At 61.4% G+C, this 12995-nt stretch carries 13 protein-coding genes; 12 read left to right on the forward strand and 1 reads right to left on the reverse strand.

The genetic code is table 11. The features are described 5' to 3' along the window. Positions 1 to 59: 59 nt before the first annotated feature. Both ACIN8IBEIGE_RS01050 and orn read left to right on the forward strand, forming a co-directional pair. The gene (locus ACIN8IBEIGE_RS01050) at positions 60 to 839 is read left to right on the forward strand and encodes a class I SAM-dependent methyltransferase (RefSeq protein WP_160013022.1); all 780 of its coding nucleotides are present in this window, start codon (positions 60 to 62) and stop codon (positions 837 to 839) included. A gap of 76 nt (positions 840 to 915) precedes the next feature. Next, on the forward strand, positions 916 to 1458 hold the full coding sequence (orn, locus tag ACIN8IBEIGE_RS01055) for an oligoribonuclease (protein WP_160013023.1): 543 nt from the start codon (positions 916 to 918) through the stop codon (positions 1456 to 1458). Positions 1459 to 1501: 43 nt separating this feature from the next. Here orn and queG read toward each other — a convergent pair whose 3' ends face one another. Continuing rightward, complete coding sequence (gene queG, locus ACIN8IBEIGE_RS01060; protein ID WP_160013024.1) at positions 1502 to 2563, reverse strand: tRNA epoxyqueuosine(34) reductase QueG; 1062 nt, start codon at positions 2561 to 2563, stop codon at positions 1502 to 1504. 59 nt (positions 2564 to 2622) lie between these two features. Between queG and ACIN8IBEIGE_RS01065 the strand changes: the two genes are divergently transcribed. The 10 genes from ACIN8IBEIGE_RS01065 (at position 2623) to ACIN8IBEIGE_RS01110 (ending at position 12983) form a co-directional block, all read left to right on the forward strand. Continuing rightward, positions 2623 to 4122, forward strand: a complete 1500-nt coding sequence (locus tag ACIN8IBEIGE_RS01065) for an NAD(P)H-hydrate dehydratase (RefSeq protein ID WP_160013025.1) — start codon at positions 2623 to 2625, stop codon at positions 4120 to 4122. Continuing rightward, positions 4110 to 4577, forward strand: coding sequence for a tRNA (adenosine(37)-N6)-threonylcarbamoyltransferase complex ATPase subunit type 1 TsaE (tsaE, locus tag ACIN8IBEIGE_RS01070; protein ID WP_160013026.1), 468 nt, complete (start codon positions 4110 to 4112; stop codon positions 4575 to 4577). The genes ACIN8IBEIGE_RS01065 and tsaE overlap by 13 nt, the downstream gene beginning before the upstream one ends. Before the next feature lie 7 nt (positions 4578 to 4584). Continuing rightward, positions 4585 to 6015: an N-acetylmuramoyl-L-alanine amidase gene (locus tag ACIN8IBEIGE_RS01075; RefSeq protein ID WP_372239975.1), complete on the forward strand. Its 1431-nt coding sequence runs from the start codon at positions 4585 to 4587 to the stop codon at positions 6013 to 6015. Next, positions 6012 to 7889, forward strand: coding sequence for a DNA mismatch repair endonuclease MutL (gene mutL, locus ACIN8IBEIGE_RS01080; RefSeq protein ID WP_160013028.1), 1878 nt, complete (start codon positions 6012 to 6014; stop codon positions 7887 to 7889). The genes ACIN8IBEIGE_RS01075 and mutL overlap by 4 nt, the downstream gene beginning before the upstream one ends. Positions 7890 to 7917: 28 nt before the next feature. Further along, positions 7918 to 8895, forward strand: a complete 978-nt coding sequence (gene miaA / locus ACIN8IBEIGE_RS01085; protein ID WP_160013029.1) for a tRNA (adenosine(37)-N6)-dimethylallyltransferase MiaA — start codon at positions 7918 to 7920, stop codon at positions 8893 to 8895. 102 nt (positions 8896 to 8997) lie between these two features. Then, positions 8998 to 9258 carry an RNA chaperone Hfq gene (hfq, locus tag ACIN8IBEIGE_RS01090; RefSeq protein ID WP_090249679.1) on the forward strand — a complete coding sequence of 87 codons (261 nt, stop codon included), beginning with the start codon at positions 8998 to 9000 and terminating at the stop codon, positions 9256 to 9258. A 14-nt stretch (positions 9259 to 9272) separates the two neighbouring features. Continuing rightward, positions 9273 to 10574 (forward strand): ribosome rescue GTPase HflX, encoded by a 1302-nt coding sequence (gene hflX / locus ACIN8IBEIGE_RS01095; protein WP_160013030.1) that lies wholly within the window; start codon positions 9273 to 9275, stop codon positions 10572 to 10574. Positions 10575 to 10670: 96 nt separating this feature from the next. Further along, the gene (hflK, locus tag ACIN8IBEIGE_RS01100) at positions 10671 to 11828 is read left to right on the forward strand and encodes an FtsH protease activity modulator HflK (RefSeq protein ID WP_160013031.1); all 1158 of its coding nucleotides are present in this window, start codon (positions 10671 to 10673) and stop codon (positions 11826 to 11828) included. After that, on the forward strand, positions 11828 to 12697 hold the full coding sequence (gene hflC, locus ACIN8IBEIGE_RS01105) for a protease modulator HflC (RefSeq protein ID WP_160013032.1): 870 nt from the start codon (positions 11828 to 11830) through the stop codon (positions 12695 to 12697). The genes hflK and hflC overlap by 1 nt, the downstream gene beginning before the upstream one ends. Positions 12698 to 12797: 100 nt before the next feature. Beyond that, on the forward strand, positions 12798 to 12983 hold the full coding sequence (locus ACIN8IBEIGE_RS01110) for a DUF2065 domain-containing protein (RefSeq protein ID WP_160016276.1): 186 nt from the start codon (positions 12798 to 12800) through the stop codon (positions 12981 to 12983). The last annotated feature ends 12 nt before the right edge of the window (positions 12984 to 12995 follow it).

Raw genomic sequence — 12995 nt, forward strand, 5'->3', positions numbered from 1 at the left:
TGAGCTGCTGGCACGGCTAAACTGCGGCGCATCATCGGTCGGGCGGTTGAGGAGTCTGCATGCTGCGCGTTGTCCGCCACTATCCGGCGCTGCTGGCCTTGTCTGCTCAATTGGGTGCGACCCTGCTGGTCGGTTTGGCGCTGTACCTGATCGCTCAGCTGTCACCCTGGCGACCGACGCTGATGGCAGCTGGCCTGCTGCAAGGCTTGCTGGCTGCCACGCTGGCGCGCTATCTGGGATTGTCGCGCTGGTGGTGCGGATTGAATCTGCTGTTCGTTCCGGCGCTGCTGCTGGCCAGTGGCGCGCCGCTGCCATCCTGGGTGTTTCTTGGCGGTTTCTTTCTGTTGCTGCTGCTCAACTGGAACAGCTTTGGCGAGCGGGTGCCGTTATACCTGACTGCAGCCGGTACGCGTCAGCATTTGCGCGCAGTGCTTGACCAGCAACCCGCGCAGTTTCGCTTTATCGATCTGGGCTGCGGTCCTGCCGGCACGCTACTGAACTTGGCTCGCCATTATCCGCAGGCGCAGTTTGTCGGTGTGGAGACCGCGCCGTTGTCCTTCGCCATCGCCTGGTTACGCGCCGTACCGCAGCGTAATTGCCAGATCCGCTACGAGAATCTCTGGCGTACAGACCTGTCGGTATTTGACGTGGTGTATTGCTTCCTGTCTCCAGCGCCGATGCCCGAGCTGTGGGCCAAGGTCAGCGCGCAGATGCCGGCCGGCAGCCTGTTGATCAGCAACACTTTCGAGGTGCCGGGGCAGCCTGCGGATCAGCAGATCGAACTGCGCGACTGGCGCAAGTCCCGACTGCTGTTGTGGCGCATGCGCGGCGCGGCTTGAATTCAATGCGCTACAGCCGAGCGCAGTAGTTTTCCGGCGGCCTGTTAAACTGTCGGCCTTAGTTGAGGAGCCGCGCATGCAGAACGCCAATAACCTGATCTGGATCGACCTGGAAATGACCGGTCTGGAGCCTGAAACAGACGTCATCATCGAGATGGCCACCATCGTCACCGACAGCGATCTGAACATCCTCGCCGAGGGGCCGGTGATTGCCGTGCACCAGAGTGATGAGCTGCTGGCCGGCATGGATGAGTGGAACACCCGTACTCACGGGCAGAGCGGCCTGACCCAGCGCGTACGCGAAAGCACCATCGGCCCGGCCGAAGCGGAAGCCATGACCATCGCTTTCCTTGAACAGTGGGTGCCGAAGGGCAAGTCGCCGATCTGCGGCAACAGCATTGGCCAGGACCGGCGTTTCCTCTACAAATATATGCAGAACCTGGAAGCCTACTTCCACTACCGCTATCTGGATGTCTCCACCCTGAAAATTCTCGCCGGCCTATGGGCGCCGCAGGTCAAGGCGTCGTTCCAGAAGCAGGGCACGCATCAGGCTCTGGATGATATCCGTGAATCCATCGCTGAACTGAAGCACTACCGTCAGCACTTTCTCAAAGTGTGATGCATGAAAAAGCCCGCAATTGCGGGCTTTTTTCTGTGTTCGGTTACAGGCCATGGCGCGCCAGAGCCCACTCGACATGCTCGCGGACTAATTCGGAGGGGTGTTCGCGGCGTGCCTTGAGCGCTTCCAGCACTGGGATGCTGGAGGGCGCATTGCCCAGGCCGACGGCCAGGTTGCGTAGCCAGCGCTCATAGCCGGCGCGGCGCAGCGGTGAGCCTTCGGTGCGGCTGAGAAATTCCTCTTCGCTCCAACAGAACAGCTCGGCCAGCTCGGCGTTGTCCAGGCTGTGGCGCGGCTGGAAATCGCTCTGCTCGGTGGGTTTGGCAAAGCGGTTCCACGGGCAGACCATCTGGCAATCGTCACAGCCGAACACCCGGTTGCCGATGGGCGCGCGCAGCTCTTCAGGGATTGATCCCTTGAGTTCGATGGTCAGGTAGGAAATGCAGCGCCGCGCGTCCAGCACATAGGGGCCGACAAAGGCGGCGGTGGGGCAGATATCCATGCAGGCGGTGCAGCGCCCGCAATGCTCGCTGGCATGTGGCGGGTCGACGGGCAGCGGCAGGTCGACAAACAGCTCGCCAATGAAGAAGTAACTGCCGGCCTTGCGGTTGAGCACCAGGGTGTTCTTACCGATCCAGCCGAGCCCGGCCTGTTCGGCAATGGCCTTTTCCAGCACCGGCGCGCTGTCGACAAAGGCGCGGTAGCCAAATGGCCCTATCTGTTGCTGAATGCGTTCGGCCAGTTGTTGCAGGCGTTTGCGGATCAGCTTGTGGTAATCGCGGCCCAGGGCGTAGCGCGACACGTAGGCCTTCTCTGGCTGGGCGAGGCGCTGCACCATCTGCGTGTCGCCGGGCAGGTAATCCATACGCAGCGACACCACGCGCAGGGTGCCGGGCACCAGTTCGTCCGGATGGGAGCGCTTGCTGCCGTGGGCGGCCATATAGTCCATCTCTCCCTGGTAGCCGGCGTCCAACCAGCGCTGCAGGTGCGCCTCGTGCTCGCCCAGTTGCACATCGGCAATCCCGACCTGCTGAAAGCCCAGCTCGCGGCCCCAGTCTTTGATCGACTGGGCGAGGGCGATAAGGTCAAGGGTGTCAGTATTCATATGAGGCGGGTAACCGGGGCGCAGGTGGGTATAATTCTGCCAGACATCGGAGCCGACGCATGCTGCATTCGCCTGACAATCTTCCTCTGCCGCTGTACAGCGCCGCACAAGTGCGCGAACTGGATGCGCGATTGATCGCGGCCGGCACGCCGGGTTTCGATCTGATGAGTCGCGCCGCACATGCCATCTGGCGTGCTTTGCGCCGGCACTGGCCGGATGCCGGTGTGCTGACGGTGCTGGCCGGGCGCGGTAATAACGCCGGTGATGGCTATCTGGTTGCCGCGTTGGCGCTGCGTGCGGGGTGGCGGGTGCAGGTGCTGGCGGTCGGTGATAAGGCGCAGTTGCAGGGCAATGCGGCGTTGGCCCGCGATCAGGCGCTGGCCGCCGGTGTGTCGGTGCAGCCCTGGAGCGAATGCGCCGAGCTGCAGGGTGTGGTGCTCGATGCTCTACTTGGCACGGGCTTGCAGGGCGCCGTGCGTGAACCCTATGCCCAGGCTATCCGTTTGCTTAATGCCAGCGGTCTGCCGGTGCTGGCGGTGGATATGCCGTCCGGGCTCTGTGCCGATACCGGGCAGGTGCTGGGCGTTGCCGTGCGTGCAGCGCTGACGGTCACGCTGATCGGCCTGAAGCTGGGCCTGTTTACCGGGCAGTCGGCGGATTACCTGGGCGAGTTGCAGTTTGCTGATCTGCAGGCCGACGCGGCACTGGTCGCTATTCAGGCCTTTACCGCGCAGCGCCTGACACCGGCCAGTTTGCCGCAGTTACCGATGCGTTCGCGCAGCGTGCACAAGGGCCAGCTGGGCCATGTGCTGGTGGTGGGCGGCGATCGCGGCTTTGCCGGTGCTGGTCTACTTGCGGCGCAAAGTGCTTTGCGCGCCGGCGCCGGGTTGGTCAGCCTGGCGACCCGTGGCGAGCATTTGCCGGCAGCGCAGGCGCGCTTGCCCGAGGTAATGACTGCCGGCGTGGCCTCGGCCAATCAGCTGCTGACGCTGGGCGTGAATGCCAGCGTTTGGGTGGTTGGCCCAGGTCTGGGGCAGGGCGCCTGGGGGCGCAGTCTGTTATCTGCGGCTGCGGCCAGCCAGGCTACGCAGGTTTGGGATGCCGATGCGTTGAACCTGCTGGCGCAAGCGCAGGTTCAGTTGCCGGGCAACACCGTGCTGACGCCACATCCCGGTGAGGCCGCGCGCTTGCTGGATATCAGCACGGCTGAGGTGCAGGCCGATCGCCCGGCCGCCGCACGCGCCCTGGCGCGGCGCTATCAAACGGTATGCGTGCTGAAAGGCGCAGGCAGCCTGATTGCCGCGCCGGATGGCGGTTTGTGGTTGTGTGATCGCGGCCATCCAGTCATGGCCGGAGCTGGCTTGGGCGATGTGTTGGCCGGTTTGATCGGTGCGCTGCGGGCTCAGTGCTTGCCTGCGTTGGAGGCGGCCCAGCTGGCGGTCTATCTGCATGCCTGCGCAGGTGAGCAGTTGGCGCAGCAGGGCCGTGGTCTGGCGGCCAGTGATTTGTGTGCGGTTATTCGTCAATTGTTGCAGGAGCAGTCTGCGTGTCTGAGTTAGAACTGTTTGCCGCCGATGAAGAGGCGATGCTGGCGCTGGGGGCGCGCATCGCCGAGGCGACCGGCGGCGTGGGGGTGATCTATCTGCATGGCGATCTTGGTGCCGGTAAAACCACTTTGTCGCGCGGAATTATCCGTGGGCTGGGGCATGCTGGGGCGGTAAAAAGCCCGACCTTTACCCTGGTCGAACCCTACGAGCTCGGTGCGGTGAGGGCCTTTCACTTCGATCTGTACCGCTTGGTCGATCCCGAGGAGCTGGAGTTTCTCGGCATTCGCGACTATTTCGAAGGCGATGCACTGTGCCTGGTCGAGTGGCCGCAACGCGGCGCAGGCGTTTTGCCAAAGGCGGACATGGACATTACCATTAGCCCGCATGGAGCCGGGCGGGCGCTGCATCTGCGGGCGCAAGGCGAGCGCGGCAACGCCTGGTGTGCCATTTTGGCCGTCGGGGCATGAATTTAATATGGGGTTGGCTATGCGCATAGGCGCGCGTTTCATCGCAATTGGAGTGGCATTGGTGGCGTTGGTCGCCGATGTAATGGCCGCTTCGGATGTGCGCAGTGTCCGCTTGTGGCGTGCGCCGGATAACACTCGCCTGGTGTTTGACCTGTCCGGCCCCGTGCAGCACAGCGTTTTCCTGCTGTCCGCGCCCAATCGTATCGTCATTGATGTCAGTGGGGCCAAACTGGCTACCAGCTTCGATCAACTGACCTTGAGTAATACCCCGATCACCGGTGTACGCTCGGCGCAGCGCACCCCGGATGATCTGCGTGTGGTGATTGACCTGTCAGCAGCGGTCACACCAAAAAGCTTTACCCTGGCGCCCAATCAGCAGTATGGCCATCGCCTAGTGGTCGACCTGTTTGACCAGGAAAGTGGCGCTGCCCCCAATCTACCCGCTACCCCTGTAACCACTGCCCCCCAGGTGCCGGTAACGCCGACGCAGGCCCCGCCGAAGCTGACGCCAGTGCCCAATGGCAAGCGCGATATCGTGATTGCCATCGACGCCGGCCACGGCGGCGAAGACCCGGGCGCACTGTCGCCGGTCAAAGGTCAGTATGAAAAGCACGTGACCCTGGCGATCGCCAAGGAACTGCAGCGGCAGATCAATGCTGAGAAGGGCTTCCGTGCCGAATTGGTGCGCACGGGTGACTACTTTATCCCGCTGCGCAAACGCACCGAGATTGCCCGTAAGAAGGGCGCCGATCTGTTTGTTTCCATCCATGCCGATGCTGCGCCGCGTGCCGCTGCATTCGGTGCATCGGTGTATGCCCTATCAGATCGCGGCGCCACCTCGGAGACCGCGCGCTGGCTGGCAGATGCCGAAAACCAGTCGGACCTGATCGGTGGCGCCGGCAACGTCAGCCTGGACGACAAGGACAAGATGCTTGCCGGAGTATTGCTTGATCTATCGATGACCGCCTCGCTGTCATCCAGCCTGAACGTCGGTAATAAGGTGCTGGGCAATATGGGGCGGGTGACGCCACTGCATAAGCGGCGGGTGGAGCAGGCCGGCTTTATGGTGCTGAAGTCGCCGGATATTCCGTCGATCCTCGTGGAAACCGGATTTATCTCCAACCCCAATGAAGCCCGAAAACTGTCCAGTGCCAGCCATCAGCAAGCGCTGGCGCGCTCGATCGTTACGGGTGTGCGGCAGTTCTTCCATGAAAATCCGCCGCCCGGCACTCACGTGGCCTGGCTGCGTGACAACGGCAAGATTGCCCTCGGCCCGCGCGAGCATGTGGTCAGCTCCGGCGAAAGTCTGGCGCTGATTGCGCAGCGCTATCAGGTCAGCCTGGCCGTGCTGCGCAGTACCAACTCGCTGAAAAGCGATGTGATCAAGGTCGGTCAGCGTCTGCAGGTTCCCGCCACTGCTTTGGCTGCGCAGCCATGAGTGAAGCCGCGCGTATCCAGCTGCTCAGCCCGCGGCTGGCGAACCAGATTGCTGCCGGTGAGGTGGTCGAGCGTCCTGCCTCGGTAATCAAGGAGCTGCTGGAAAACAGCCTGGACTCAGGCGCCAAACGCATTGAAGTGGATGTTGAGCAGGGCGGCGTCAAGTTGCTCAAAGTGCGCGACAACGGCAGTGGTATCTCCCCGGACGACTTGCCCCTGGCGCTGGCCCGCCACGCCACGAGTAAGATCCGCGAGCTGGAAGACCTCGAGCAGGTGATGAGCCTGGGTTTTCGCGGTGAGGCGCTGGCCTCGATCAGCTCCGTCGCGCGTCTGACCCTGACTTCGCGCACCGAAGGTTCCGAGCAGGCCTGGCAGGTGGAGACCGAAGGTCGCGATATGCAGCCGCGGGTTCAGCCTGCGGCGCATCCGGTCGGCACCTCGGTGGAAGTGCGCGACCTGTTCTTCAACACCCCGGCGCGGCGCAAGTTTCTCAAGACTGAAAAGACCGAGTTCGATCACCTGCAGGAAGTGATCAAGCGCCTGGCCCTGGCGCGCTTTGACGTGGCCTTCCACCTGCGCCACAACGGCAAGACTGTGCTCGGCCTGCATGAGGCGCCGGATGAACAGGGCCGCGCGCGGCGGGTGGCCTCGGTTTGTGGCCCGGCGTTTCTCGAGCAGGCGCTGCCCATCGATATCGAGCGCAACGGCCTGCATCTGTGGGGCTGGGTGGGCTTGCCGACGTTTTCCCGTAGTCAGGCGGATCTGCAGTATTTCTATGTGAATGGTCGCATGGTGCGCGATAAGCTGGTCGCCCACGCGGTGCGCCAAGCCTACCGTGACGTGCTGTTCAACGGTCGTCATCCGACCTTTGTGCTGTTTCTGGAAATTGACCCATCGGTGGTTGACGTCAACGTGCACCCGACCAAGCACGAAGTGCGCTTCCGTGATGGCCGCATGGTGCATGACTTTCTCTACGGCACGCTGCACCGAGCCTTGGGTGAGGTTCGTCCCGAGGATCAGCTCGCTGCTCCGGCGGCGGTGGCAGAGATGGTGCGCCCTACGGGGCAGGCGGCTGGCGAGTTTGGCCCGCAGGGTGAAATCGGCTTGGCCGCCAGTCTGCTTGAGCCTGTGCCCAATGCATCCGTCTGGCGTTCGCCGGGTGCCGGCTATCAGGGCTACCGCCCGGAAACCCCGTTGCCGGCTGCCGAGGCTCAAGGGGCGTACCGCGAATATTTCACTCCGCTGGCCAATACGCCGGCGCCAGCGGTCCTGCCGGATGCGCAAGGGGATATTCCACCGCTGGGTTACGCGATTGCCCAGCTCAAGGGTATCTATATCCTCGCCGAGAACCTGCAAGGCCTGGTGGTGGTGGATATGCATGCCGCCCATGAGCGCATCACCTACGAGCGGCTTAAAGTTGCCATGGCCAGTGAAGGCCTGCGTGGCCAGCCACTGCTGGTGCCAGAGTCGATTGCGGTGAGTCAGCGTGAAGCTGATTGCGCCGAAGAGCATGCCGAGTGGTTCCAGAGGCTTGGCTTTGAGTTACAGCGCTTGGGCCCGGAAACCCTGGCAATTCGCCAGATTCCAGCGTTGCTCAAACAGGCCGAAGCGACCCGCCTGGTTCAGGATGTGCTGGGCGATTTGCTCGAATACGGCACTACCGACCGGATTCAGGCGCACCTCAATGAGCTGCTCGGCACCATGGCCTGTCACGGTGCCGTGCGCGCCAACCGGCGCCTGACCCTGCCGGAAATGAACGCCTTGCTGCGCGATATGGAGCACACCGAGCGCAGCGGTCAGTGCAACCATGGGCGTCCGACCTGGACGCAGATGGGCATGGATGACCTGGACAAGCTGTTCCTGCGCGGCCGCTAAGCGCCGTGCCATTTAGAGAGTTATAAGCATGTCCGAGTGCCTGCCCCCGGCGATCTTCCTGATGGGGCCGACCGCAGCCGGCAAAACCGATCTGGCCATCGAGCTGGCGCGGGTGCTGCCGTGCGAGTTGATCAGCGTCGACTCTGCGTTGATCTACCGTGACATGGACATCGGCACGGCCAAGCCGGATAAGGCCACGCTGGCCGAGTTCCCTCATCGCCTAATCGATATCCGTGACCCGGCCGAAAGCTATTCGGCGGCCGAGTTCCGTGCCGATGCCCTGGCGGCCATGGCTGAAATCACCGCGCGCGGACGTATTCCGCTGCTGGTGGGCGGCACCATGTTGTATTTCAAGGCGTTACTGGAAGGTCTTGCCGACATGCCCAGTGCCGATGCGGCGTTGCGGGCCGAGCTGGAGGCGCGCGCCCAGGCCGAAGGTTGGGAGGTGCTGCATGCCGAGCTGCGTGCGGTCGACCCGGAATCGGCGGCGCGTATCCATCCCAATGACCCGCAGCGCTTGATTCGCGCCCTTGAGGTCTATCATGTCAGCGGGCAAAGCATGACCGTTCATCGTCAGCGCCAGGCGGCAGAAAATACTGCTGCTGGCGCATCGGCTGCACGCCAATTCCCCTATACTGTGGCGCAATTGGCCATTGCTCCGGCACAAAGGCAGCTGTTGCACGAGCGAATTGCCCTGCGATTTCGCCTGATGTTGGAACAGGGGTTGGTTGCCGAGGTCGAACGCCTGCGTCAGCGAAGTGACTTGCACGTTGGTCTACCGTCTATACGGGCGGTGGGTTATCGCCAAGTCTGGGATTATCTGGACGGCAACCTCGACGCTGAGCAGATGCAGGAACGCGGCATTATCGCCACGCGCCAGCTGGCCAAGCGACAGTTCACCTGGTTACGTGGTTGGCAGCAGGATGTGCACTGGCTAGATAGCGCCGACTGCGACAATCTGCCGCGTGCCTTGAAATACCTGGTAGCGGTCTCCATATTGACCTGAGACCTTGCCGTTGGCCGTCTATCCTTGGGGGTATGACGGCTTTAAGCCGTTCGTTGGTTTACTAAAAATTATTGAAAATTGATCCTTAAAGGAGTGCGGCACATGTCAAAAGGGCATTCGCTACAAGACCCTTACCTGAATACCTTGCGTAAGGAACGCGTCCCGGTTTCTATTTATTTGGTTAACGGCATCAAGCTGCAAGGCCAGATCGAATCTTTCGACCAGTTCGTGATTTTGCTGAAAAACACTGTCAGCCAGATGGTCTATAAACACGCCATTTCCACTGTAGTGCCTAGCCGTCCGGTGCGTCTGCCGAGCGCCAGCGAAACCGAGCAAGCTGAAGCTGAGCCTGGTAACGCCTGATTTAGGAGGCTGCATTGTTCTTCGAGCGCCATGAAGGTGGAGAGCGGGCCATTCTGGTACATCTGGACGGCCAAAATTCCGAGGCGCGCGAGGATCCGCAGGAGTTTCAGGAGCTGGCCATCTCGGCCGGTGCTGAAACTGTCGCGTTCCTCAGTGTTCCGAGCAACCGGCTGACGGCCAAGTACCTGATCGGCAGTGGCAAAGTTGAAGAACTGCGTGATCAGGTCAAAGCCGCCGAGGCTGATCTGGTTATCTTCAATCACGTCCTTACGCCCAGTCAGGAGCGTAACCTTGAGCGTGCTTTCGAGTGTCGAGTATTGGACCGTACCGGTCTGATCCTCGACATTTTTGCACAGCGCGCGCGTACTCATGAAGGCAAGTTGCAGGTCGAGCTAGCCCAGCTCGACCACATGAGTACGCGACTGGTGCGCGGTTGGACTCACCTTGAGCGGCAGAAAGGTGGTATCGGTCTGCGCGGTCCGGGTGAAACCCAGCTGGAAACCGATCGCCGCCTGTTGCGCGTGCGGATTCGCCAGATCAAGCAGAAGCTGGAAAAGGTGCGCAGCCAGCGTGAGCAGGCGCGGCGCGGCCGCCAGCGGGCGGATATTCCTTCGGTGTCGCTGGTGGGTTACACCAACGCCGGCAAGTCGACTCTGTTCAATGCGCTGACCACCTCGGACGTTTACGCGGCCGATCAGCTGTTTGCCACCCTTGATCCCACCCTTCGCCGCCTGGATCTGGATGACCTGGGGCCGATCGTGCTCGCCGATACCGTGGGTTTTATCCGGCATTTGCCGCACAAGCTGGTCGAGGCATTCCGCGCGACCCTTGAGGAGTCGAGCAATTCTGATCTGCTGCTGCACGTGATCGACTCCCACGAGCCCGAGCGCGATCAGCAGATCGAGCAGGTGTTGGCGGTGCTGGGTGAGATTGGTGCCCATGAGCTGCCGATGCTTGAGGTGTATAACAAGCTCGATTTGCTTGAGGGCGTGGAGCCGCAGATTCAGCGCGATGCCGATGGCAAGCCGCAGCGGGTCTGGCTGTCGGCGCGTGATGGGCGTGGTTTGCCGTTGTTGCGTCAGGCTATAGCCGAGTTGTTGGGCGATGATCTGTTTGTCGCTACATTGCAGTTGCCGCAGCGCCTGGGGCGTTTGCGTGCACAGTTCTTCGCCTTGGGTGCGGTGCAGAGCGAGTCGCATGCCGAGGACGGTAGTAGTCTGTTGGCCGTGCGTTTGCCGCGCATTGAACTGAATCGGCTGGTCAGTCGTGAAGGGCTGCAACCGCAGGAATTTATCGAGCAACACACTTTGCAATAAAGCCTGCATCAGCGACTTTGCCGCTGGTTGCATGCATTCTGTAGCATTGGCGGGCGCGCCGTGGGCGCGTCTTTGCTTTATCAGATGGAGAGCGCTATGGCTTGGAATGAGCCGGGTGGCAACTCGAATAATCAGGACCCGTGGGGTGGCCGTAAGAGCGGTGATCGCAAGGGGCCGCCGGATATCGATGAGGCCTTCCGCAAGCTGCAGGAGAGCCTGAATGGGCTGTTCGGTGGCGGCAAGAAACGAGGCAGTGAGACTGGCTCGGGCAATGGCGGCGGTTTCGGCCTGCTGTTCGTGGGCCTGGGGCTGCTGGCTGCAGTCTGGCTGTACAGCGCGATCTATGTCGTTGATGAGCAGGAGCAGGCTGTGGTGCTGCGCTTCGGCAAGTACTACGAAACAGTCGGCCCGGGCCTGAATATCTATTTCCCGCCGATTGATCGCAAGTTTCAGGAAAACGTCACCCGCGAGCGTGCTTACAGCAAGCAGGGGCAGATGTTGACCGAGGACGAAAACATCATCGAAGTGCCGTTGACCGTGCAGTACCGGGTTAGCAACTTGCAGGATTTCGTCCTCAACGTTGATCAGCCGGAAGTCAGTCTGCAGCATGCGACCGACAGTGCTGTGCGTCACGTCGTGGGTTCCACCGAGATGGATCAGGTGCTGACCGAGGGTCGTGAGCTGATGGCCAGCGAGGTCAAGGAGCGTTTGCAGCGTTTCCTCGACAACTACCGCACCGGTATCACGGTTACTCAGGTCAACCTGCAGAGTGCGGCGGCACCGCGTGAGGTGCAGGAAGCCTTCGATGACGTGATTCGCGCCCGTGAAGACGAGCAGCGTGAGAAGAATCAGGCGGAAACCTACGCCAATGGCGTGGTGCCGGAAGCCCGTGGTCAGGCACAGCGCCTGATCGAGGATGCCAACGGTTACCGCGATGAAGTGGTTTCCCGCGCACAGGGTGAGGCGGATCGCTTCACTGCATTGGTCGCTGAGTACCGCAAGGCGCCAGAGGTTACTCGCGAGCGTCTGTACCTGGACACCATGCAAGAGCTGATGACTAGTACCAGCAAGGTGCTGGTGACTGGCGACAAGGGGCAGAACAACCTGCTTTACCTGCCGCTGGACAAAATGATTGATGGTCGCAGCGCGTCTGCGCCTAGCTCGATATCCGGTGCTGCGGGTACTGCAGACGCAGGCTCGCGAGTTGGCATTGATCCGCGTCAGGTTGAACTGCGTACAAGGGAGAGCCGTTGATGAGCAATAAATCGCTGATCGCCCTTATTGTTGGCGTGGTGCTGGCGCTGGTCGCCTGGAATAGCTTCTATATTGTGTCGCAGACTGAGCGTGCGGTGCTGTTGCAGTTCGGTCGTATCGTCCAGCCGGACGTGCAACCAGGCCTGCATGTGAAGATTCCGTACGTCAACCAGGTGCGTAAGTTCGATGCGCGTCTGCTGACTCTGGATTCCACCAGCTCGCGTTTCCTCACACTGGAAAAGAAAGCGCTGATGGTTGATGCCTTCGCCAAATGGCGAGTGCTGGACGCCGAGCGTTTCTATACCGCAACCTCCGGCATGAAGCAGATTGCCGACGAGCGTCTGGCGCGTCGTCTTGAGGCATCGCTGCGTGACCAGTTCGGTAAGCGCACCCTGCATGAGTCGGTTTCCGGTGAGCGCGATGCGCTGATGGCAGATGTGACCGCATCCCTGAATCGTGCTGCGCAGAAAGAGCTGGGTATCGAGGTGGTGGACGTGCGCGTCAAGGCCATCGACCTGCCGAAAGAAGTTAACCGCAGCGTGTTTGATCGCATGAGTTCAGAGCGTGAGCGTGAGGCTCGTGAGCACCGCGCCAAGGGTAAGGAGCTGGCCGAAGGTATTCGCGCCGACGCCGACCGTCAGCGTCGCGTGTTGCTAGCCGATGCTTATCGTCAGGCTGAAGAGTTGCGTGGTGAGGGTGATGCCCAGGCTGCTGCAATCTATTCCAAGGCGTATGGCATGGATCAGGAGTTCTATTCGTTCTATCGCAGCCTGAGGGCTTATCGCGAAAGCTTCGCCGATAAGCGTGACGTGCTGGTGCTTGATCCGAGCAGTGACTTCTTCCGCTATCTGGAGAAGTCCAAGCCTTGAGTCATCACCCCGGCGGGCAGCCGCCGGGGTGATCCTTGTGGAAAACGTGGTATCATGCGGCAGCCGGGAAAATCCCGGCTTTTTTGCGTCTGTGGGAAGCATGTGGCAGGAATTAGGCATCGCGTTGTGTCTCGTGCTGGTGCTGGAAGGCATCCTGCCCTTCCTGTGTCCGCGCCATTGGCGTGACACGCTTTTACAACTGACGCAGTTGTCTGACAGGCAGCTGCGTCTGCTGGGGTTGGCCAGCATGTTGCTGGGAACAACCGTCCTTTATTGGCTTCACTGAAGGCTTGTGCCG

This window comes from Pseudomonas sp. 8BK, from assembly GCF_902506475.1.
Lineage (GTDB): Bacteria > Pseudomonadota > Gammaproteobacteria > Pseudomonadales > Pseudomonadaceae > Aquipseudomonas > Aquipseudomonas anguilliseptica.

What these genes read in the sequence shown, in the direction of transcription:
- ACIN8IBEIGE_RS01050 (WP_160013022.1), top strand. Translation starts at nt 60, where the DNA reads ATGCTGCGCGTTGTCCGCCACTATCCGGCGCTGCTGGCCTTGTCTGCT.
- orn (WP_160013023.1), top strand. Translation starts at nt 916, where the DNA reads ATGCAGAACGCCAATAACCTGATCTGGATCGACCTGGAAATGACCGGT.
- queG (WP_160013024.1), bottom strand. Translation starts at nt 2,563, where the DNA reads ATGAATACTGACACCCTTGACCTTATCGCCCTCGCCCAGTCGATCAAA.
- ACIN8IBEIGE_RS01065 (WP_160013025.1), top strand. Translation starts at nt 2,623, where the DNA reads ATGCTGCATTCGCCTGACAATCTTCCTCTGCCGCTGTACAGCGCCGCA.
- ACIN8IBEIGE_RS01075 (WP_372239975.1), top strand. Translation starts at nt 4,585, where the DNA reads ATGGGGTTGGCTATGCGCATAGGCGCGCGTTTCATCGCAATTGGAGTG.
- mutL (WP_160013028.1), top strand. Translation starts at nt 6,012, where the DNA reads ATGAGTGAAGCCGCGCGTATCCAGCTGCTCAGCCCGCGGCTGGCGAAC.
- miaA (WP_160013029.1), top strand. Translation starts at nt 7,918, where the DNA reads ATGTCCGAGTGCCTGCCCCCGGCGATCTTCCTGATGGGGCCGACCGCA.
- hfq (WP_090249679.1), top strand. Translation starts at nt 8,998, where the DNA reads ATGTCAAAAGGGCATTCGCTACAAGACCCTTACCTGAATACCTTGCGT.
- hflK (WP_160013031.1), top strand. Translation starts at nt 10,671, where the DNA reads ATGGCTTGGAATGAGCCGGGTGGCAACTCGAATAATCAGGACCCGTGG.
- hflC (WP_160013032.1), top strand. Translation starts at nt 11,828, where the DNA reads ATGAGCAATAAATCGCTGATCGCCCTTATTGTTGGCGTGGTGCTGGCG.
- ACIN8IBEIGE_RS01110 (WP_160016276.1), top strand. Translation starts at nt 12,798, where the DNA reads ATGTGGCAGGAATTAGGCATCGCGTTGTGTCTCGTGCTGGTGCTGGAA.